Origin of the sequence: Pseudomonas rhizophila (assembly GCF_003033885.1) — a bacterium.
Lineage (GTDB): Bacteria > Pseudomonadota > Gammaproteobacteria > Pseudomonadales > Pseudomonadaceae > Aquipseudomonas > Aquipseudomonas rhizophila.
In genome coordinates this window covers 1872024-1893149 of record NZ_CP024081.1, presented here as the reverse complement: position 1 = coordinate 1893149, position 21126 = coordinate 1872024, and the positions used below count along the sequence as shown (strand labels likewise).

General features: G+C 60.3%; 23 protein-coding genes. 14 read left to right on the top strand and 9 right to left on the bottom strand.

The annotated features are described in order from the left end of the window. Window positions 1-254: 254 nt before the first annotated feature. From CRX69_RS08875 to CRX69_RS08865, 3 genes are all read right to left on the bottom strand, one after another. Window positions 255-1157: an alpha/beta fold hydrolase gene (locus CRX69_RS08875; protein ID WP_076386551.1), complete on the bottom strand. Its 903-nt coding sequence runs from the start codon at window positions 1155-1157 to the stop codon at window positions 255-257. Next, entirely contained in the window at window positions 1157-1939 is a 783-nt protein-coding gene (locus tag CRX69_RS08870) for a class II aldolase/adducin family protein (RefSeq protein ID WP_047228628.1), read from the bottom strand. The genes CRX69_RS08875 and CRX69_RS08870 overlap by 1 nt, the downstream gene beginning before the upstream one ends. A gap of 158 nt (window positions 1940-2097) precedes the next feature. Beyond that, a complete protein-coding gene (locus CRX69_RS08865; protein ID WP_076383576.1) occupies window positions 2098-2553 on the bottom strand; it encodes a flavodoxin in 456 nt (151 codons plus the stop codon). A 156-nt stretch (window positions 2554-2709) separates the two neighbouring features. Between CRX69_RS08865 and CRX69_RS08860 the strand changes: the two genes are divergently transcribed. Further along, the gene (locus CRX69_RS08860) at window positions 2710-3186 is read left to right on the top strand and encodes a PAS domain-containing protein (protein ID WP_047228630.1); all 477 of its coding nucleotides are present in this window, start codon (window positions 2710-2712) and stop codon (window positions 3184-3186) included. Between the two features lie 54 nt (window positions 3187-3240). Next, complete coding sequence (locus CRX69_RS08855; RefSeq protein ID WP_047228631.1) at window positions 3241-3846, top strand: hypothetical protein; 606 nt, start codon at window positions 3241-3243, stop codon at window positions 3844-3846. A gap of 23 nt (window positions 3847-3869) precedes the next feature. Here CRX69_RS08855 and CRX69_RS08850 read toward each other — a convergent pair whose 3' ends face one another. Continuing rightward, on the bottom strand, window positions 3870-4829 hold the full coding sequence (locus CRX69_RS08850) for a MerR family transcriptional regulator (protein ID WP_107321885.1): 960 nt from the start codon (window positions 4827-4829) through the stop codon (window positions 3870-3872). A 219-nt stretch (window positions 4830-5048) separates the two neighbouring features. On the opposite strand from CRX69_RS08850, the gene CRX69_RS08845 reads away from it, so the two are divergent. From CRX69_RS08845 to CRX69_RS08815, 7 genes are all read left to right on the top strand, one after another. Continuing rightward, entirely contained in the window at window positions 5049-5618 is a 570-nt protein-coding gene (locus CRX69_RS08845; protein ID WP_047228633.1) for an antibiotic biosynthesis monooxygenase, read from the top strand. Between the two features lie 134 nt (window positions 5619-5752). After that, window positions 5753-6463, top strand: coding sequence for a dihydromonapterin reductase (gene folM / locus CRX69_RS08840; protein ID WP_076383574.1), 711 nt, complete (start codon window positions 5753-5755; stop codon window positions 6461-6463). Between the two features lie 20 nt (window positions 6464-6483). Next, entirely contained in the window at window positions 6484-7041 is a 558-nt protein-coding gene (gene folE, locus CRX69_RS08835; protein ID WP_047228635.1) for a GTP cyclohydrolase I FolE, read from the top strand. Then, window positions 7042-7422, top strand: a complete 381-nt coding sequence (gene folX, locus CRX69_RS08830) for a dihydroneopterin triphosphate 2'-epimerase (protein ID WP_047228636.1) — start codon at window positions 7042-7044, stop codon at window positions 7420-7422. Window positions 7423-7519: 97 nt separating this feature from the next. After that, a complete protein-coding gene (locus CRX69_RS08825; RefSeq protein ID WP_076383573.1) occupies window positions 7520-7816 on the top strand; it encodes a DUF1244 domain-containing protein in 297 nt (98 codons plus the stop codon). Continuing rightward, the gene (locus tag CRX69_RS08820) at window positions 7809-8147 is read left to right on the top strand and encodes a HopJ type III effector protein (protein WP_076383572.1); all 339 of its coding nucleotides are present in this window, start codon (window positions 7809-7811) and stop codon (window positions 8145-8147) included. The genes CRX69_RS08825 and CRX69_RS08820 overlap by 8 nt, the downstream gene beginning before the upstream one ends. A 304-nt stretch (window positions 8148-8451) precedes the next feature. Next, the gene (locus CRX69_RS08815; RefSeq protein ID WP_047228639.1) at window positions 8452-9702 is read left to right on the top strand and encodes a 2-aminoadipate transaminase; all 1251 of its coding nucleotides are present in this window, start codon (window positions 8452-8454) and stop codon (window positions 9700-9702) included. A 215-nt stretch (window positions 9703-9917) separates the two neighbouring features. Here CRX69_RS08815 and trxB read toward each other — a convergent pair whose 3' ends face one another. Next, window positions 9918-10880 carry a thioredoxin-disulfide reductase gene (gene trxB / locus CRX69_RS08810; RefSeq protein WP_047228640.1) on the bottom strand — a complete coding sequence of 321 codons (963 nt, stop codon included), beginning with the start codon at window positions 10878-10880 and terminating at the stop codon, window positions 9918-9920. Between the two features lie 300 nt (window positions 10881-11180). Between trxB and cysZ the strand changes: the two genes are divergently transcribed. Continuing rightward, complete coding sequence (gene cysZ / locus CRX69_RS08805; protein WP_047228641.1) at window positions 11181-11936, top strand: sulfate transporter CysZ; 756 nt, start codon at window positions 11181-11183, stop codon at window positions 11934-11936. 39 nt (window positions 11937-11975) lie between these two features. Continuing rightward, on the top strand, window positions 11976-13175 hold the full coding sequence (locus CRX69_RS08800) for a glycosyltransferase family 4 protein (RefSeq protein ID WP_076383571.1): 1200 nt from the start codon (window positions 11976-11978) through the stop codon (window positions 13173-13175). Window positions 13176-13304: 129 nt separating this feature from the next. Here CRX69_RS08800 and CRX69_RS08795 read toward each other — a convergent pair whose 3' ends face one another. The 3 genes from CRX69_RS08795 to CRX69_RS08785 form a co-directional block, all read right to left on the bottom strand. Beyond that, window positions 13305-14408 (bottom strand): NADH:flavin oxidoreductase, encoded by a 1104-nt coding sequence (locus CRX69_RS08795; RefSeq protein ID WP_047228643.1) that lies wholly within the window; start codon window positions 14406-14408, stop codon window positions 13305-13307. A gap of 159 nt (window positions 14409-14567) precedes the next feature. Continuing rightward, window positions 14568-15050, bottom strand: coding sequence for a glutathione peroxidase (locus CRX69_RS08790; RefSeq protein ID WP_047228644.1), 483 nt, complete (start codon window positions 15048-15050; stop codon window positions 14568-14570). A gap of 113 nt (window positions 15051-15163) precedes the next feature. Next, the gene (locus CRX69_RS08785; protein WP_047228645.1) at window positions 15164-15649 is read right to left on the bottom strand and encodes an FKBP-type peptidyl-prolyl cis-trans isomerase; all 486 of its coding nucleotides are present in this window, start codon (window positions 15647-15649) and stop codon (window positions 15164-15166) included. Here CRX69_RS08785 and CRX69_RS08780 point away from each other — a divergent pair. The 3 genes from CRX69_RS08780 to CRX69_RS08770 are packed head-to-tail and all read left to right on the top strand — an operon-like array spanning window position 15618 to window position 19023. Beyond that, a complete protein-coding gene (locus tag CRX69_RS08780; protein WP_076383569.1) occupies window positions 15618-15956 on the top strand; it encodes a DUF3565 domain-containing protein in 339 nt (112 codons plus the stop codon). The two genes, CRX69_RS08785 and CRX69_RS08780, sit on opposite strands and share 32 nt — an antisense overlap. A gap of 58 nt (window positions 15957-16014) precedes the next feature. Then, window positions 16015-18114: a phosphate acetyltransferase gene (gene pta, locus CRX69_RS08775; RefSeq protein WP_047228647.1), complete on the top strand. Its 2100-nt coding sequence runs from the start codon at window positions 16015-16017 to the stop codon at window positions 18112-18114. Then, window positions 18115-19023 (top strand): acyltransferase, encoded by a 909-nt coding sequence (locus CRX69_RS08770; protein WP_047228648.1) that lies wholly within the window; start codon window positions 18115-18117, stop codon window positions 19021-19023. A gap of 195 nt (window positions 19024-19218) precedes the next feature. Here CRX69_RS08770 and cysN read toward each other — a convergent pair whose 3' ends face one another. Then, on the bottom strand, window positions 19219-21117 hold the full coding sequence (cysN, locus tag CRX69_RS08765) for a sulfate adenylyltransferase subunit CysN (protein ID WP_047228649.1): 1899 nt from the start codon (window positions 21115-21117) through the stop codon (window positions 19219-19221). Window positions 21118-21126: the final 9 nt, after the last annotated feature.

Below are 21126 nucleotides of genomic sequence, written 5' to 3'. Positions count from 1 at the left end.
CCAGCAGGCAATAGGACAATGCCCCGAGTGTCGGGCACAGGGCGGTTGGTCACAATCAACAGGGTTGCAAGTGAATGGTGGCCAATAAGGTGAGGGGATGATACGAGCCGGATCTGCTGTGGGCTCCGTGACCCTCACCAGAGGCGGGACCGAGTCGCTGCCATCGCGAGCAGGCTCGCTCCCACACAGGCCTGCGTAGACTCGCCTCTCCGTGGGAGCGAGCCTGCTCGCGATAGTGCTCCAACCTTCAACAGTTATGAGCAGACCACCTGCCTGACCGGTGCGGCCATGTTTTCGCGAAACTCCAGGTAATGCTTGAGTACCTGCACCGGGGCTTCGGTGTGCGGGTAGTGGCCGATGTCGGGCAGCAGTACGGTGTCAGGGTTGGGGATCAGCGCCTCGTAGCGCGCCACCATGTGTTCACCGGAAATCGGATCGACCGCGCCGTCGATCACCCGCAGCGCCACCTCGCCGCGCTGCATGGCCTGCACCCAGCGGTCACGCTGCACACGCCGTTCGGGAATGTAGGCAATGAGTTTGTGCATGATCCGCGGTCCGTTATGGGTTTCGACCAGGCTCCAGTAATCGTCCAGCTCGCTTTCGGTCGGGCCAGTCCTGGGGCCGAATATCTGGCGAAAACTCTTGACCAGGCCTTCTCGGGAAAAAGCTCGGCCCAGTAGCCAGCCCAAGGGGCTGAGCAACAGTTTTTGCATCAGCACCGGACGATGGGTTTCGGGAAACAGACCGCCGTTGAGAAAGACACAACTGGCGAGTTCGATGCGCGCCTCGTAGTGACGGGCGATCAGTTCCTGGGCCACGCTGTCACCATAATCATGGGCCAGTACATGCACGGCTTGCTTCACATTCAAATGTGCCAGCAAAGCCTGCTGCAGGTCAGCCTGCTCCAACAGGCTGTAGGCATGATCCGTCGGCTTGGCCGAGTCGCCAAAACCGAGCATGTCGCAGGCGATCACCCGATAACGCTGTGCCAGCGGCTGCCACAGGTAATGCCAGTCCCAACTGGCGGTGGGGAAACCATGGATCAGCAACAACGGCTCGCCGTGCCCCGCCACCCAATACCGGATAGCGTGGCCACGGAACATCAAAGTCTGGCCGCGCTGGCGCCAAATACGCAGGGGAATCTGGACCAGAGGCATCAGCATCTATAACCCGAATCTTGTTGATCCAGCTTGCGCAGCAACGCCGGCCATGCCAGCGCGCCTCCCATGCCTTGGGCGCTTTTGGTCACCCCGGCAATCATCGCCCGGGCGCCGGCCAGTATCTGCGGCTCGATGGCGATCAGTTCAGCCCCACCGTTGAGCGCCAGGACCTGGATGTCACAGGCTCGCTGGAAGGTGAACATCATCAGGAAGGTGTCGGCAATGGTGCCGCCACAGGTCAGCAGACCGTGATTGTGCAGCATCAGGAAATTATTGGCGCCCAGATCCGCCTGCAGGCGGGCCTTCTCTTCGTGATTGAGGGCCACGCCTTCATAGGCGTGATACGCCAGACTCGACAATACGAACAACGATTGCTGGCTGATAGGCAACACACCCTGCTTCTGTGCCGACACAGCAACGCCGGCCGCCGTGTGGGTATGCAGCACACACACCACATCGTGCCGCACCTCATGCACCGCACTGTGGATGGTATAACCGGCCGGATTGATCTCGTAGGGGCTGTCCATCAGCTTGTTGCCGGCCTGATCGACCTTGACCAGGCTCGAGGCGGTGACCTCATGAAACATCAACCCGAACGGGTTGATCAAAAAATCATCGGTCCCGGGCACCTTGGCGGATATATGCGTGAAAATCAGGTCATCCCAGCCATACAGGGCGACTAGCCGGTAACAGGCGGCCAGATCGACGCGGGTTTGCCATTCGGCGGCACTGACCTGATCCTTGATGCTGAGTGTCGATGGGACGGGCGCTACGCTCACGGCTCTGACCTCTGCTTTCTAGTTATAGGTGCTTGTTCTGAAACAGTCATGAACAAGCTAACCAGTCTAGTCAGCTCCCGCGAGGTCGGTAGTTGCATTGGCAGCCAGCTTACTGGCCGAGCGAGTCATCCGGGGGTGACCGTTCACCTCACATTACGTTAGCGACGCAGCGCGTCGATCAACGCCTCCAGCCAAGGTTCGGCATCGGTTTCCGGGGTGACGCTTTCGCTGGCATCCAGACGCAACATGGGCAATACCTCGCGCACGCCCAGCTCGGCGAACAACTCGCGCATCTGCTCGCCACCGCCGCAGAAGGTATCGCCATAACTGGCGTCGCCCAGGCCTATCACGGCACCCGGCAGGTCACGAAAAAAGGCTGGCAATTGGTCGCGAATCGTCGAATATAAGGGCATCAAGTTGTCCGGCAACTCTCCCATGCCCGTCGTGGAAGTCACGGCCAGCAAGGCCGCCGGGCCAAACGCCTGAATGTCCGCAAGGCTTGCGCGCGGGTTGTGCAGCGTTTCAAAACCCGCTTCACCGAGCAGTTTGGCGGCGTGCCGAGCGACTTCTTCGGCGGTCCCGTAGACGGAACCCGAAAGGATGGCGACTTTCATCAATCTGATCCTGAACCTGAATAAAAAGAGCGGCGATAGTAGCAGGCTCAGACGCAACGCTGCGATTGACTCTCAACATCCAATAATGGCCAGTAGACATCGCGGTAGGTTCTTCTAAAATGCAGCGCACACAGGGATGTTCAAGGGATGTCGCCCATGATTAATGCTCAACTGATGCAACTGGTCATCAACGCCTCGAACGACGGCATTGTCATCGCTGAAAAAGAAGGCGATGAAGACAATATCCTGATCTATGTAAACCCGGCTTTCGAACGGCTGACCGGCTACAGCAGTGAAGAGATTCTTTATCAGGATTGCCGATTCCTGCAGTCAGGTGATCGCGACCAGCCGGCCCTGGAGCAGATTCGCACGGCCCTCAAGCAGAACGGTGCCTGCCGGGAAATTCTGCGCAACTACCGCAAGGACGGCAGCCCTTTCTGGAATGAGTTGTCTCTGTCGACGGTGAAAAACGAGGCTGACGGACGCACTTATTTCGTGGGCGTGCAAAAAGACGTGACCGCTCAGGTCAAGGCTCAGCAACGCGTCGCCCAGCTGGAAAAGGAGCTGGCCGAAGCACGAGCAACCATTGCCCGACTCGAAGCGACGAACGGCGCAAACAAACCGGCGAATTAGCGGTCAGTCACTACAATCACCAGTGAAAGTGTAAATCCTCTTTTCGAGCACATCATGCAGCGCGACGCCCTACTGACGCAGGATGAATTGGATTTCATCCGGACCATGCAGCACAACCCGCAACTCAACGAGCGGGATGTAACGTCGAGCTTGCTGGTAAACGGCGGGTCGCAGATTCGTGACTTGCTGACGCGTCTGGCGGCCAACGAACAGGTGACGCTGCAAGCCAACTTCGAAAACCAGCAAATGACTTTTCCGTTGCACCTGGTGGAAGACGAATTCCACGCAATGCACCTGCGTCTGGGTGTGCCCAGCATCTACGAAGATGGGCCGAAAATTCGGCCATGGCGCCTCACGCTTGACGAGCCGGTGGCGCTGGAAAATGCCAAAGGCCTGCCCGGGCCGCTCTGGGCCCATGAGGTGTCCTGCAAAGGAATCCTGTTGCAAAACCGCAGTCGGACCAAGCCGCCAAAGCAATTTGCCTTGTGGTTCAGCCCATCAGGTTATGAAAGGATTTCCTTGCGCGGCACACTGGAACGGGAAACCGATCAGGGCCTGTACGCCTACCACCTGAGCCAGAATGACGAGGATGAGACCGAGCGCCTGCGCCAATACATCCTTCAGCAACACCGTCTGACCCATCCGGCCATGCACATCTAGTGCACGGCTTGACCTGCCGGTTATCAGGTATCCAGATTTCCCGCCAATAGCTGTCGCAACCGCTGATGTATCAAGGTCCCTTCACTGCCCAGGCAACCGATCGACGACCCGGCGAGGCTGTCCTGAAGCAGATCGGACGCGTCACCGGCCAGCATCAGTGGGCAGTCCAGGCCCATCGCCAACTTGTTCAGGCGCTTAGGTAACTCGGCAGGCGGTGCATGGTTGGAAACCAGCACCAACGCCAACGGCTGGACCTTTTGGCACACCAGGGTCAGTTCGTCGAATGGCAGCCCAATGGTCAACACCCTGACGCCGACTTCCGCCTTGGAGACGAACAGCGCCGTGACCAGCAACTCCAGCTCTCGACATTGACCGACAATGCCCACGACCAACACCCGTCGCGACTGGGCTTCGCGCTTGAGCAGGAGTCGCTGGATGATGCGTGAGCGCAGGAACCCATCGAAAAACACCCATTCGCTGGTTTGTCCGAACTCCTGCTGGCGTTGCTGCAACTGTCGCCAGACCGGCATCAGGATGTCCTGAAATACGATCGGCACGGCGTAGGTGGAAAATATCTGCCCGTAGAGACGGTCCAGCTCTATATCGTCAAAGTTGCCAACCGCGCCAGCCACCTGTTGTTGCCACTGGGCATAGTCGGCTTTCACCAGATCTGAGGAAATAAGCGCGGAAACCGGTTGCACCGATTCGGTCTTGGTCAGGATCTTTCCCACTTTGCTCACGACCACCCCGCGCTCAATCCAGGCGAGGATGCTGCGCACCTTTTCGATATCGCCGACGGAGTACAAGCGATGCCCGCTTTCGGTGCGCGTGGGCTGAATCAGACCGTAGCGACGCTCCCACGCGCGCAAGGTCACGGGGTTCACGCCGGTCAACCGCGCTACTTCGCGGATGGGGAACAGTTCCTCCTGCCTCAAGGCAGTGGTTGCCTGGAAAACGAAGTTATCCTCAGTGATTACGCTCATTTTGGCAGACAATTCCGGCTGGCAAATTGGATCCCAGTGTACTCCCTCTGAGTCATAGGATGACAAGAACAAACGCCACTGATGCGCGATTTTGTTGCTTTTCACTCAAGAAGGAATAAACCTTGCGTGCTTTTTGGCGAACGGACGCGCCCCACCACCCTGGGGCGTTCCCGCGAATCTCCTACCCGGAGTACCGCACCTGTTTTACGGAGATACATAATGTCTACCTCACCCGTCACCTTGATGGTGGCCCGTCGTGTCGCCAATGGGCGCTATCAGGACCTGATCGTCTGGTTGCGCGAAGGCGAACAATTGGCCACCGACTTTCCCGGCTACCTGGGTTCCGGTGTACTCGCGCCACCGCCTCAGAGCGATGAATTCCAGATTATTTTCCGCTTTGCCGACGAGCAGACCCTGCATGCCTGGGAGCACTCGGCCTCGCGCACGGCGTGGCTGGCGCGAGGCAGCGAGCTGTTTGCCCACCCTTCGGAACACAGGGTGCGCGGTATCGACGGTTGGTTTGGCGCCGGCGATCAACGGCCACCGCGCTGGAAACAGGCCGTGGCCATCTGGCTCGCGTTCTTTCCGGTGTCGCTGCTGTTCAACTTTCTGCTGGGGCCATTGCTCAGTGAGCTGGGAATGATGAGCCGCGTGCTGATCAGCACACTCATTCTGACGCCATTGATGGTCTATCTGTTTATTCCGATGTCGACTCACCTGCTGGCGGGTTGGTTGAACGGTGCAGCGCCCAAAGCACTGCCAGCCAAGCCGGCTACGCAGAATCAGTGATGCCGGGCCGTTCTCGTCGGCCGCAGCGTTCGCGTTCAACAAGGGTCACTGTGGGAGCGGGCTTGCTCCCACAGAGTCGTCGCCACCTTGCGTCGCTGTTATAGTTTTACGATTGCCGTGAACCGAGCCTTCCTATGCCCAGCGCCACCGCTCCGATCCTGATCACTGGCGCAGCCCAGCGCGTCGGTTTGCACTGCGCCCGTCGATTGCTCGAAGACGGTCATCCGGTAATCGCCACTTTCCGCACCGAGCGCCCGGGCGTGCAGGCGTTGCGGGATCTGGGGGCGATCGTGCTGTTCGCTGACTTTTCCAATGAAACCGGGATTTCGGCCTTCATTGATCAGCTCAAGCAGCACACCGACCGATTGCGCGCCATTGTCCACAACGCCTCGGCATGGCTGACCGAGACGCCCGGCCACGAAGCCGCTGCGTTCAACGCCATGTTCGCCGTGCATATGCTCGCCCCCTACCTGATCAACCTGCAGTGTGCCGAGCTGCTGCAACGCTCAACCCCGGCGGATATCGTGCACATCAGCGATGACGTCACGCGCAAGGGCAGCAGCCGGCATATCGCCTATTGCGCCACCAAGGCCGGGCTCGAAAGCCTGACCCTGTCGTTCGCGGCGAAATACGCGCCACACATCAAGGTCAACGCAATTGCCCCGGCCCTGCTACTGTTCAATCCCGAAGACGACGCGGCCTACCGTGCCAAGGCCCTGGCCAAGTCCGCGCTGGGCATCGAGCCCGGCAGTGAAGTGATCTATCAGAGCCTGCGTTATCTGCTGGACAACCCCTACGTCACCGGCACGACCCTGACCGTCAACGGCGGCCGGCACGTCAAATAGCCTTGCTTCGAGGATGCACCATGGCGCTATCGCCCCAGAACTATCGCGAGATCCTCATCGGCCTGGGTGAAGACCCGGAACGCGAAGGCCTGCTGGATACTCCGGTGCGCGCGGCCAAGGCCATGCAGTACCTTTGTCACGGCTATGAACAAAGCGTCGAACAGATCGTCAACGGCGCCCTGTTCGCCTCCGACAGCGATGAAATGGTGATCGTCGCCGACATCGAACTCTATTCCCTGTGCGAACATCATCTGCTGCCCTTCATCGGCAAGGCTCATGTGGCTTATATTCCTACGGGCAAGGTCCTGGGGCTGTCGAAGATCGCCCGGCTGGTGGACATGTTCGCCCGCCGCCTGCAAATCCAGGAAAACCTCACCCGGCAAATTGCCGACGCGGTGCAGCAGGTCACCCAGGCGGCCGGCGTTGCGGTGGTGATCGAAGCCCAGCACATGTGCATGATGATGCGCGGTGTCGAAAAACAGAACTCGACCATGAACACCTCGGTGATGCTCGGCGTCTTTCGCGAATCCAGCACCACCCGCCAGGAGTTCCTGCAATTGATTCGACGGAGCAAGTAAATGCCACAACTTCAACCCGCCATGGCGCGCATCAAGGTCAAGGACTTGCGCTTGCGCACGTTCATTGGCATCAACGAGGACGAAATCCTCAACAAACAGGATGTGTTGATCAACCTGACCATCCTCTACGCGGCCCAGGATGCGGTGCGCGACAACGACATCGACCACGCTCTGAACTACCGCACCATCACCAAGGCGATCATCGCCCACGTGGAAGGCAACCGTTTCGCCCTGCTCGAACGCCTGACCCAGGAACTGCTCGATCTGGTCATGGCCAACGAATCGGTGCTGTATGCCGAAGTCGAAGTCGACAAGCCCCACGCCTTGCGATTTGCCGAGTCAGTATCGATTACGCTCGCCGCCAGCCGGGCTACTTCGTAGCCGCTAAAAGCTACAAGCTGTAAGCTTCAAGCCTGATGACCGCAAACCCACTTGCAGCTTGAAGCTTGCCACTTGAAGCTGTCTCGCAGAGACCACCATGAACGACCAACAACGCCTCGAACTTGAAGCCGCCGCTTTCCGTCGGCTGGTTGCCCACCTGGACAGCCGCAAGGATGTGCAGAATATCGACCTGATGAACCTCGCCGGCTTCTGCCGTAACTGCCTGTCCAAGTGGTACAAGGCAGCTGCCGATGAACGCCAGATCGAGGTCAGCCTCGATGACGCCCGCGAAGTGGTTTACGGCATGCCCTACGCCGAGTGGAAAGCCCAATACCAGCAAGAAGCCAGCGCCGAACAGCAAGCGGCGTTCGCCAAAGGAAAACCCGATGCCTGACCTGAACACCCTGCGCGCCAGCCTCAAGAGCGGCGAACACATTTTTGCCGACACCCTGGCGTTTATCGCCAATGGCTACGACTACCAGCCTCAGCCTTTTAAAAACGGTGACGTCGACAACGCCGCCGGGCAGAACGAAGGTTCCTGCAAGACCCTGGGCCTGGCGCTGCTCGAAGGCTTGAGCGATCAAGAAGCGCTGCTGGCGTTCGGCGAACATTACCGGTCGGTACTGGCCACGCCTGAGGGCAGCGACCACGGCAATATCCGGGCGCTGATGGCCCATGGCTTGGCGGGTGTGAAGTTCGAGACTCAGCCGTTGCGGCGGCGCTGACCCAACGCGCCTCCCCTCTGTGCCGAGGTCCGCTTTTCTGTGGCGAGGGAGCTTGCTCCCGCTGGGCTGCGAAGTAGCCCCCAGACGGCCCCGGCATGTGAACTGATGCACCAGGCGTGCTGATTTGGGACTGCTGCGCAGTCCAGCGGGAGCAAGCTCTCTCGCCACAGAAACAGTTCTCGCCAGACTCACTGATCTCACATCCCGACTTTTAAGATTGACCCGGCAACTTTATTTCGTTTGCCGGCCACCTCTGCTCGCGGCTTAGATAAAGGGAATCTTTCCTTCCTCCGAGCCGTCATCCATGAGCAGTGAAACCATCAGCCAATCGATTTCCACCGTGCACCCTGTCAGCCTCAGCCACGGCAAAAATGCCGAGGTCTGGGACACCGACGGCAAACGCTACATCGATTTCGTGGGCGGCATCGGCGTGTTGAACCTTGGCCACTGCCATCCCCGTGTCGTCGAAGCCATCCGCGAACAGGCAACCCGGCTGACGCACTACGCCTTCAACGCCGCCCCGCACGCACCCTACATCGAATTGATGGAGCGTCTGGCAGCATTTATCCCGGTGGATTACCCGGTCAGCGGCATGCTCACCAACAGCGGCGCCGAAGCCGCGGAAAACGCCTTGAAGATCGTGCGCGGCGCCACGGGGCGCACGGCCGTCATCGCCTTTGATGGCGGCTTCCACGGCAGAACCCTGGCCACTCTCAATCTCAACGGCAAGGTCGCGCCCTACAAACAGAAAGTCGGCGTACTGCCCGGACCGGTCTATCACCTGCCCTACCCCAGCAAGGACAACGGCGTCACCTGCGAAGAAGCGTTGAAGGCCATGGAGCGGTTGTTCAGCGTCGAAATCGACGTGAATGACGTGGCGTGTTTCATCGTCGAACCTGTGCAGGGCGAAGCCGGTTTCCTGCCGATGGATATTGCCTTTGCCCAGGCCCTCCGACAGTTCTGCAACGAGAAAGGCATCGTGCTGATCATCGATGAAATCCAGTCCGGCTTCGGTCGCACCGGCCAGCGCTTTGCGTTCTCGCGACTGGGCATCGAGCCGGACCTGATCCTGCTGGGTAAAAGCATTGCCGGCGGCGTCCCCCTGGGCGCCGTGGTGGGGCGCAAGGCGCTGCTGGACAATCTGCCCAAAGGTGGCTTGGGCGGCACTTACTCAGGCAATCCCATCGCCTGCGCCGCCGCATTGGCAACCCTGGAGGAAATGACCGACGCAAACCTGCAAGCCTGGGGCACGCAACAGGAAGAGGCGATAGTCAGCCGCTACGCGTCATGGCGCAGTCGCGGGCTGTCCCCTTACCTGGGCCGCCTGACTGGCGTCGGGGCAATGCGCGGCATCGAACTGGCCCATGCCGACGGCAGCCCGGCTTCGGCACAATTGACACAATTGCTGGCCTTGGCGCGGGAGTCTGGTTTGTTGCTGATGCCCAGCGGTAAATCGCGGCACATCATTCGGCTGCTGGCGCCGTTGACGACCGAGGCGGCGGTGTTGGAGGAAGGGTTGGATATTCTGGAGACGTGCTTGGCGAAGCTGTCTTGAAATACAGATTCCCCTGACCACACAAAAAACTGTGGGAGCGAGCCTGCTCGCGATTCGGTGGCACATCCAACACTGATGCAAGCTGACCCGGCGCCATCGCGAGCAGGCTCGCTCCCACAGGGGGGGTTGTGGTGAACAAAACATCTTGTCCACTGAACAGAAAAATCCCGCGCATAAAAAAACCGGCCGAAGCCGGTTTTTTTGTACCTGTTGAATCAGAACGAAGCGTTCTGCAGACCATCCAGGTAACGCTCGGTGTCCAGGGCTGCCATGCAACCGGCACCCGCCGAGGTAATCGCCTGACGGTAGACGTGGTCCGCCACGTCGCCGGCCGCGAAGATACCTTCGACGCTGGTGGCGGTGGCGTTGCCGTCGCGGCCGCCCTTGACCACCAGGTAGCCGTCCTTGAGTTCCAGCTGGCCTTCGAACAACGAGGTGTTCGGAGTGTGGCCGATGGCGATGAACACACCGTCGACTTTGATCTCGTCAAAGCTGCCGTCGTTGTTCTTCAGCCGGGCACCGGTCACGCCCATGTTGTCGCCCAGCACTTCATCCAGGGTGGCGTTGAGCTTGAGGATGATCTTGCCTTCAGCCACACGGGCATTGAGCTTGTCGATCAGGATCTTCTCGGCGCGGAAGGTTTCGCGACGGTGGATCAGGGTGACCGTGCTGGCGATGTTGGCCAGGTACAGGGCTTCCTCGACGGCGGTGTTACCGCCACCCACCACAGCCACTGGCTTGTTGCGGTAGAAGAAGCCGTCGCAAGTGGCGCAGGCGGAAACGCCTTTGCCCATGAAGGCTTCTTCCGATGGCAGGCCCAGGTAACGAGCGCTGGCGCCGGTTGCAATGATCAGGGCATCGCAGGTGTAGGTCGCGCTGTCACCGGTCAGGGTGTACGGCTTGGCGGCGAAATCCACGGCATTGATGTGGTCGAAAACGATCTCGGTCTCGAAGCGCTCGGCGTGCTCTTTCATACGCTCCATCAACACCGGGCCGGTCAGACCGTGGACGTCGCCCGGCCAGTTGTCGACTTCGGTGGTGGTGGTCAATTGACCGCCGGCTTGCATGCCGGTAATCAGCAGCGGCTTGAGGTTGGCACGGGCGGCATACACCGCAGCGCTGTAACCGGCAGGGCCGGAACCGAGAATAATCACTCGCGAATGACGCACTTCAGACATGACCTGCTCCTGTTGACCGGCCCTTGCGGGCCGGAACGCCGGGTGAGCGGCGCGAATAAAAGGGACTGTTGACGCACTTGGGGAAGGCTTGGGTTCGACAGTCCTGAAAAGAATGGGTGCAGCGTATCGAGGGAGCGAAGATTAAGGAAATACGGTTTAACAATCCAGCTCATAGGTGAGCTCTATCCAGATCAGTCAGTTCAATAAACTCGGCAAACGTTGTTACACGCCATGTCGATGCTTTCCCGAGCCCGGCAAAGCCGGTATGGTCGGCGCGTTCATCTTCGCTCGGAGCCTCTTATGCCCGCCCCCGTCCTGTCCGGCCCGCAATATTTGCGAGAAGGACTCAAACTGGTCTTAAGCCCGGGTCTGCGCTTGTTTGTGCTGTTGCCATTGGTGATCAACCTGGTGCTGTTCGTCGGATTGATCTACCTGGCCGGCCATCAGTTCAGCCTATGGGTCGACACGCTGATGCCGTCGTTACCGGATTGGCTGAGCTTTCTCAACTATGTCCTGTGGCCGCTGTTCGTGGTGCTTGTGGTGCTGATGGTGTTTTTCACCTTCACCATGCTCGCCAATGTCATCGCCGCGCCGTTCAACGGTTTTCTCGCGGAGAAAGTCGAAGTGGTGATCCGTGGCACCGACGACTTCCCGGCCTTCAGCTGGGGCGAGTTGATCGCCATGATCCCTCGCACCTTGGCCCGGGAGGCACGCAAGCTCGGCTACTTCCTGCCCCGCGCCCTGGGCCTGCTGGTGCTGTCCTTCATTCCGGTGATCAATATCGTCGCGGCGCCGTTATGGCTGCTGTTCGGGGTGTGGATGATGGCGATCCAGTACATCGACTACCCGGCGGACAACCACAAGCTGGGCTGGAACGAAATGCTCGCCTGGCTGCGGGAAAAACGCTGGCAGAGCCTGGGTTTTGGCGGCAGCGTGTACCTGGTGCTGCTGATCCCGGTGGTCAACATCCTGATGATGCCGGCAGCGGTGGCCGGCGCGACCTTGTTCTGGGTGCGCGAGCAAGGCGCCGAGACCGCGTTGGCCCGCCAGGGCTGACCGGTCACAAATCCATCATTCAAGCGTCACAATGGCGAAATGGCCCCGGTCGACACTGGGGTCATGAGCACACACCTGCATATCACCCTCATCACCGAAACCTTCCCGCCGGAAATCAATGGCGTGGCCAATACCCTGGGCCGCCTGTGCGACGGCTTGCGCGCTCGCGGGCATCAGGTGGAATTGATACGGCCCCGTCAGGCTGGCGACCAACGCCAGGCCAGCGACGAGCAGTTGTTGCTGTGCCGAGGCTGGCCGCTACCGGGGTATCCGGGCTTGCAGTGGGGCCAGGCTTCGATGCACAAGCTGCTGCGGCGCTGGAAACGTCATCGCCCGGACGTGCTGTATATCGCCACGGAAGGGCCGCTGGGTTTATCGGCATTGCGGGCGGCCCGGCGCCTGGGCATCTCGGTAGTCAGTGGCTTCCACACCAATTTCCAGCAATACACCCAGCAGTATGGCCTCGGGTTGTTGAGTCGGGCCCTCACCCATTACCTGCGCTGGTTCCACAACAGCTCCAGCCTGACCCTGGTGCCGAGCCTCAGCCAGCGCATGGAGCTGGAACGCCGGCATTTCGAGCGTGTGGCGCTGTTGTCCCGCGGTGTGGACAGCCAACTGTTCCATCCGATCAAACGCTCGACAACCCTGCGTGAGGCCTGGGGCTTGGGCGATGACGATATTGCGCTGATCCACGTCGGGCGTCTGGCGTCGGAGAAGAACCTGGGTCTGCTCAAACGTAGTTTCAACACACTGTGCAGCGCTTTCCCGGAGCGGCGGCTGAAACTGGTGGTAGTAGGCGACGGTCCACAACGGGCCGCGCTGCAACAGGAACTGCCCGACGCGATCTTTTGTGGGGCCCAGCGTGGCGAATCGCTGGCCTGCCACTATGCGTCCGGGGATGTATTCGTCTTTCCGAGCCTGACCGAAACCTTCGGCAATGTCGTGCTGGAGGCGCTGGCGTCCGGGCTGGGTGTGGTGGCCTATGATCAGGCCGCGGCGGCGCAACACATCCGTCACGGTCACAACGGCGTGCTGGCCATGCCGGGGGATGAAGAGGCGTTCTGCGACGCGGCCCGGTGGCTGCTGGAGGAGCGTGAAACCTTGCGTTGTGTGCGGCTCAATGCGCGCCAGCATGCCAGTCGCCAGGGCTGGCCATCGGTGATCGAGCAGTTCGAGACGCAGTTGCGCGGGGTTTGTGTCGGTGAACAGGTGATGCCAGCTGCGCCGACGGTGCGCTGATTTTTTCAGTGATGCTGGGGCCGCCATCGCGAGCAGGCTCGCTCCCACAGGGTGTTGTGTTGATCACACGTTCGGTGAACAACCCAAATCCGGTGTGGGAGCGAGCCTGCTCGCGATGGCAGGCGCCGCTTAAACCAGTGTCATCAACGCCTCACGGCTGAACGGCAAGATCTCCTGCTCCCGGCCTTCACGCACTTTTTGCGCCCAATCCGGGTCTACCAGCAGGGCTCGCCCCACCGCCACCAGGTCGAACTCATCATTGTTCAGGCGCTCCAGCAGTTTCTCCAGGCTGGCCGGCTGCGCGACTTTGTCGGTGTTGACCATAAACTGCAGGAACTCGCCATCCAGGCCAACGCTGCCGACGGTGATGGTTGGCTTGCCGGTCAGCTTGCGGGTCCAGCCCGCCAGATTCAGCTCGGAGCCTTCGAATTCAGGCTCCCAGAAGCGACGTGTCGAGCAATGGAAAATATCCACACCGGCCTCTGCCAAAGGCTTGAGGAATTCGCCCAAGGCCTCTGGCGTTTGCACCAGGCGCGCGGTGTAGTCCTGCTGCTTCCATTGGGAGAAACGGAAGATGATCGGGAACCCTTCACCTACCGCAGCACGCACGGCGCGGATCAGTTCGATGGCGAAGCGCGATCGGTTGGCCAGACTTCCACCATAACCGTCGGTGCGCTGGTTGCTGCCCTCCCAGAAGAACTGGTCCACCAGGTAACCATGGGCGCCGTGGATCTCCACGCCGTCCATGCCGATGCTCTGGGCGTCTTTCGCCGCCTGGGCGAACGCTGCGATGACTTCGTCGATATCCGCCTGGGTCATGCCGTGAACCACGACCTGGCCGTCCTTGAGTTTTTCCGAAGGACCATAGCCCGGCACGCTCGCGTCCGGCTCGGTCCCCAAGCGCCGCACGTTACCTACGTGCCAGAGCTGCGGAACGATCTTGCCGCCTTCGGCATGCACGGCATCAACCACTTGTTTCCAGCCGGCCAGCGCGGCCTCGCCGTAAAAATGCGGCACGTTCGGATAACCGTTGGAGGCCTTATGCCCGACGGTCGTGCCTTCGGTAATGATCAGACCGACGCCGGCCGCCGCGCGACGGCGGTAATATTCCACGACCTTGGCGTTCGGCACGCCGCCTGGGGAAAAGGAGCGAGTCATCGGCGCCATCACGACCCGGGTCGGCAGCTCCAGCGCACCGAGATGGAAGGGTTTGAACAAGGCTTTTACAGGCATGGGACACTCCACGGAAACAGGGTCGCAGGTCGAATATGACAGCGATAATATGGACCGTGGAAAGCAATGGGTAGCACTATTGATTTGAATGATTGTGGATCAAAAGGAAGCCGAGAGGAGTGTGCCCGCACACAACAGGGTGATGGTTGCTCCAGAGGTTCAGCTCAAGGCTTTTTCGATAGCCTGGATCACGGCCGGATCATCCGGCGCCGTGCGCGGTGAGAAACGCGCCAGCACCCGACCGTCCTTGCCCAGCAGGAACTTCTCGAAGTTCCAGGTGATGTCCCCCGGAAACTCGGCCCCCTCGCCTGCCAGCAGACGGTACAACTGATGACGGTCGTGCCCGTTCACTTCCAGTTTGCTGGACAACGGGAACGTCACACCATAATTGAGGCTGCAGAAATCCTGGATTTCCTGTTCCGTCCCCGGCTCTTGTCCGGCGAACTGGTTGCAAGGCAGGCCCAGCACACAGAACCCCTTGGCCTTGTATTGCTGATAGAGGTTTTCCAACGCAGCGTACTGAGGTGTCAGGCCACATTTGGAGGCGACATTGACCACCAGCACGACTTGCCCCTTGAACGGCGCCAGATCAAGTTCCTGACCATCCAGGGCTTTAAGTTTAAGGTCGTGGAAAGCACTCATGACGAACTCCAGGTTTGCGGATCTTTTCGAACAGCCATGGACGATGCTAACAGCAACAGACTAAAAAGGCGCCGTAAGGCGCCTTTCCAGTTCACTTGAGCGTAGCGCACAAATCAGTGGTGATGGCCACCTTCACCATGGACGTGACCATGGGCGATTTCTTCCTGGCTGGCATCACGAATGTCGACGATCTTGACCTGGAAGTTCAAGCGCTGACCGGCCAACGGGTGGTTGCCGTCAACGGTGACGTCATCGCCTTCCAGGTCGCGGATGGTGACGATCTGCATCTGGCCATCGGGGGCCGAAGCGTGGAACTGCATGCCTACTTCCAGCTCATCCACGCCCTCGAACATGCTGCGGCTCAGGGTGCTGACCAGCTCGGCGGAGTATTCGCCATAAGCATCTTCCGGCTCAACGGTAACGTTCAGCTCGTCACCGGAAGTTTTACCTTCCAAGGCTTTTTCCAGACCCTGGATGATGTTGCCTGCGCCATGCAGGTAGACCAGCGGAGCGCCGCCGGCAGAGCTGTCGATGACCTCACCAGCGTCGTTGGTCAGGGTATAGTCGATGGAGACAGCCTTATTGGCGGCGATCAGCATGGGGCGAGACCTTTTGCATAAGAATGAAGAACGGACAAGTCTAAACAAGGATTTGCCCGAAAGCGAACGGAACCCGGACAAACGGGCTTGTTCGAACAGACCGACGGTCACCGGTTTTCATCAGGATGAGGACGGGCACTGGGTGGCCGAGCTGTCCTGTGGGCACACCCAGCATCTGCGCCACCTGCCGCCGTGGCAGTCCCGGGCCTGGGTGCTGGACCCGGCGCAACGTATTGAAAAAATAGGCCAGTCCTTTGACTGCGGCTGGTGCGCACAGGCCCCGGTTAGCGATAACCTTGGCGCCTGAATTGACGGTAGACGGCAGTTATAGCCTCGCCTTTGCCATGCACCTTTAGAGAATCCGCATGCAAACTTTTTTTATCGCGCCCACCGATTTTGGTGTGGGTCTGACCTCCATCAGCCTCGGGCTGGTGCGCACACTCGAACGGGCCGGGCTGAAAGTCGGTTTTTTCAAACCTATCGCCCAGCCCCATCCCGGCGATACCGGACCGGAACGCTCCACCGAACTGGTGGCCCGCACCCACGGCCTCAAGCCGCCGCAGCCGCTGGGCCTGGCGCACGTCGAACGCATGCTCGGCGACGGCCAGCTCGATGAGTTGCTGGAAGAAATCATCACCCTCTACCAGCAGGCTGCCATCGGCAAGGACGTGCTGGTCGTCGAGGGCATGGTCCCGACCCGCAACGCCAGCTATGCCGCGCGGGTCAACCTGCACCTGGCCAAGAGCCTGGACGCCGAGGTCATCCTGGTGTCGGCGCCGGAGAACGAAGTGCTGACCGAGCTTTCCGGTCGCGTCGAGCTGCAGGCGCAGTTGTTCGGCGGGCCCAAAGACCCAAAAGTCCTCGGCGTGATCCTGAACAAAGTCCATACCGAGGAAAGCATGGAGGCCTTCTCCGCGCGGCTCAAGGAGCACTCGCCACTGTTGCGCAGCGGCGATTTCCGCCTGCTGGGTTGCATCCCGTTCCGCCCCGAACTCAACGCCCCACGCACCCGTGACGTGGCCGACCTGATGGGCGCGCAGGTGCTCAATGCCGGCGATTACGAAACCCGGCGCATGAGCAACATCATTATTTGCGCCCGCACCATGCGCAACACCGTGGAGCTGCTCAAGCCCGGCGTGCTGGTGGTGACCCCGGGTGATCGCGACGACATCATCCTGGCCGTGAGCCTGGCAGCGCTCAACGGCGTACCGTTGGCCGGCCTGCTGCTGACCAGCGACACCCTGCCCGACCCGCGCATCATGGACCTTTGTCGAGGCGCCTTACAGGCGGGGCTTCCGGTGCTGTCGGTCAGTACCGGGTCTTACGACACCGCCAACCTGCTCAATGGCTTGAACAAGGAAATTCCGATCGACGACCGCGAACGTGCGGAGATCATCACCGATTTTGTCGCCAGCCACCTGGATGCCAAATGGCTGCATCAGCGTTGCGGTACGCCACGGGAAATGCGCTTGTCGCCGGCCGTGTTCCGCTACCAATTGATCCAGCGCGCCCAGGCCGCCGACAAACGCATTGTGCTGCCTGAGGGCAGTGAACCGCTGACAGTCCAGGCCGCCGCCATTTGCCAGGCCCGAGGCATCGCTCGCTGCGTGCTACTGGCCAAACCGGCGGACGTCGAGGCAGTGGCTCGAGCCCAGGGCATCGAACTGCCGCCGGGGCTGGAGATCCTCGACCCGGATTCGATTCGTGAGCGTTACGTCGAACCGATGGTGCGGCTGCGCAAGAGCAAAAGCCTGAACGCGCCGATGGCCGAACAGCAACTGGAAGACACCGTGGTGATCGGCACCATGATGCTGGCGCTCGATGAGGTCGACGGGCTGGTGTCCGGTGTTATCCACTCTACCGCCAACACCATCCGCCCGGCCTTGCAACTGATCAAAACCGCCCCGGGATGCTCGCTGGTGTCTTCGGTGTTTTTCATGCTGTTCCCCGAAGAAGTGCTGGTCTATGGCGACTGCGTGATGAACCCGCATCCCAGTGCCGCGGAGCTGGCGGAGATTGCCCTGCAAAGCGCCGACTCGGCTGCCGCGTTCGGCATCACGCCACGGGTGGCAATGCTCAGCTATTCCAGCGGCGAGTCGGCCAGCGGTGAAGAGGTGGAGAAAGTCCGCGAAGCCACCCTGCTGGCCCACGAGGCGCAACACGGCTTGCTGATCGACGGGCCGCTGCAATACGACGCCGCCGCCAACGAAACCGTGGCCCGACAACTGGCGCCCAATAGCCAGGTGGCCGGCCGGGCGACGGTGTTCATCTTCCCGGACCTGAACACCGGCAACACCACCCACAAGGCCGTGCAACGCAGCGCCGATTGCGTCAGCCTCGGGCCAATGCTGCAAGGCCTGCGCAAACCCGTAAACGACTTGCCCCGCGGCGCTCAGGTCGACGACATCGTGTACACCATCGCCCTGACCGCGATCCAGGCCGCCAACCGACCCATGGATATTTAAATGCTGGATTTCCTGCCTGCTCCTGTGCGCGGCGTCATTGCCTCGCTGCTGTTGGCGTTGAACACCATCGCCTGCTGCACCCCGCTGTTCATCGTGGCCATCTTCAAGCTGTTGCTGCCCTTCCCCGCCGCCCAGCGTTTCACCGACTGGCTGATGGGCCACATTCATGAAGCCTGGATCAGCAACAACAAGGCCTGGATGAACCTGCTGCGCCGCACCCGCTGGCACCTCAGCGGCCTGGAAGGCCTGGACTACCAGCACTCGTACCTGATCACCAGCAACCACCAGAGTTGGGTCGATATCATGGTGTTGCAGTACGTGCTGAACCGGCGCATTCGCCCATTGAAGTTCTTTCTCAAGCAGGAACTGATCTGGGTACCGGTGATCGGCCTGGCCTGGTGGGCCCTGGGGTTCCCGTTCATGAAGCGCTACTCCAAGGCTTACCTGGAGAAGTACCCGGAAAAGAAAGGCAAGGACCTGGAAACCACCCGCAAGACCTGCGCGAAATTTCGCAACAACCCCGTGGGTATCTTTAACTTCGTCGAAGGCACACGCTTCACCGAAGGCAAGCATGCCCAGCAACAGTCACCGTTTCGCTACCTGCTCAAACCCAAGGCCGGTGGGATTGCGTTTGTGCTCGATGCCATGGGCGAACAGCTGGAGTCGATCATCAACGTGACCATCCACTATCCCGGCGGCCGACCGGGGTACTGGGATTTGCTCTGCGGAAAAGTTGACGAAGTGGTGGTGCATTTCCAGGAACTGAAGATTCCGCCGCAGTTCATCGGCAGGAACTACGACCAGGACGGCGCCTATCGCCTGGAGTTCCAGGGCTGGATCAATCAGTTGTGGCAGGATAAAGATGCGTTGCTGGAACAGATGCATCGGGAGTATCCAGACCGCCATTGAATCCCTTGTGGGAGCGAGCCTGCTCGCGATTGCGGTGTCTCAGCTTGGATAAATGGAGACTGACCCACCGCTATCGCGAGCAGGCTCGCTCCCACAGTTGACCGAGTTGTTCCTTGAAAAGAAAAAGCCCGCAGATGATCGCTCATCTGCGGGCTTTTTCTTGTCGCTTGAAGCTAGAAGCTTGCAGCGGCTTCCCTAGATCGCCCCACGCTTGCGCAGCAGATCCAGCACCTGCTTGACGCTCTCTTCCAGGGTCAGCGACTGGGTGTCGATCACCAGATCGGCGTCCAGCGGCACGTCATACGGGAAGGACTCACCGGGGATGTTGTCGCCGGCAGCAGCGTACAAACCTTGCGGATCACGCTGGGCGCAGACGATTGGCGAGGCCTGGACATAGACCGTCAGCAGACGTTCCTTGCCGATCAGGTCTTTGGCCTGCTCGCGCCCTTCTGCATTCGGCGCGACGAACGCGGCTAGGGTCAGCAGCCCGGCTTCGTTGAACTGACGGGCAACGTGGGCCGCACGACGCCAGTTCTCGGTACGTCCGGCACGGTCCTGTGGCAAGCCCTTGTTCAAGTCATGACGCAGGTTCTGGCCATCGAGCACGAAGACCGCACGACCCATGTCGAACAGCTTGCGTTCCACCGCATAGGCCAGCGTGCTTTTGCCAGCACCCGACAGGCCGCTGAACAGCACCGTGGCCGGTTGCTGGCCGAAGCGTTGGGCGCGCTCTTCCACCGACACATGAGCCAGTTTGCCGTGGTGCGTGCTGGTGCCGTGAGCCAGCGGCTGGGCGACGATCATGCCGGCGCCGACAGTGCCATTGGTCAGGCGATCGATGACGATGAACGCGCCGGTGGTGCGGTTGCTCTCGTAACCGTCCAGGGCGATCGGCGCATCCAGGGCGATCTTCACCTTGCCGATTTCGTTGAGCTGCAACGCGCTGGCCGGGCCTTCTTCCAAGGTGTTCACGTCGACCTTGTTGACGATGCTGGCAATCGAGCCCGGCACGTAACTGGTGGCGCGCTTGATGTCGTATTTCTTGCCCGGCAGCATCGGCTCTTCGGCCATCCACACCAACATCGCTTCGAAGCTGTCGGTGACCGGCGGCACGCTGTCGGCATGCACCAGCAGGTCGCCACGGGAGATGTCGATCTCATCTTCCATGGTCAGCGTCACTGCCTGGCCAGGGCCCGCGTGTTCCAGCTCGCCTTCGAAAGTGACGATGGACTTCACGCGGCTGCTCTTGCCCGAAGGCAGCACCACCACTTCGTCGCCCTTGTGCACGATGCCGCTGGCCAGGGTGCCGGCGAAACCGCGGAAGTTCAGGTTCGGACGGTTGACGTACTGCACTGGGAAACGCAGGTCGGTGAAGTTACGGTCGCCCGCCACTTCCACGGTCTCGAGAATTTCCATCAGCGACTGGCCGGTGTACCAAGGCGAGCGCTCGGACTTGTTCACCACGTTGTCGCCCTTGAGGGCCGACATCGGCACGAAGTGCATGCTGGTGGGCTTCATCTTCAAGCCTTCGGCGAACTTCAGATAGTCGGCCTTGATCGACTCGAACACGCCCTGGTCGAAGTCCTTGAGGTCCATCTTGTTGATGGCCACGACGATGTGCTTGATGCCCAGCAACGAGGCGATAAAGCTGTGGCGACGGGTCTGGGTCTGCACGCCGTAGCGGGCATCCACCAGAATGATCGCCAGGTCACAGGTGGAAGCTCCGGTGGCCATGTTGCGGGTGTACTGCTCATGGCCCGGGGTGTCGGCGATGATGAATTTGCGCTTGGCCGTGGAGAAATAGCGGTACGCGACATCGATGGTGATGCCTTGCTCGCGCTCGGCCTGCAAGCCATCGACCAGCAACGCCAGGTCGATGTCGTCACCGGTGGTGCCGACTTTCTTCGAATCGCGGGTAATGGCTTCCAGATGATCTTCGTAGATCATCTTGGAGTCGTGCAGCAGGCGCCCGATCAGGGTGCTCTTGCCGTCGTCGACGTTACCGCAGGTCAAAAAACGCAGCAGCTCTTTGCGCTCGTGCTGGCCCAGGTAAGCGAGGATGTCCTCGCTGATCAAATCAGATTGGTGCGACATGACAACCCC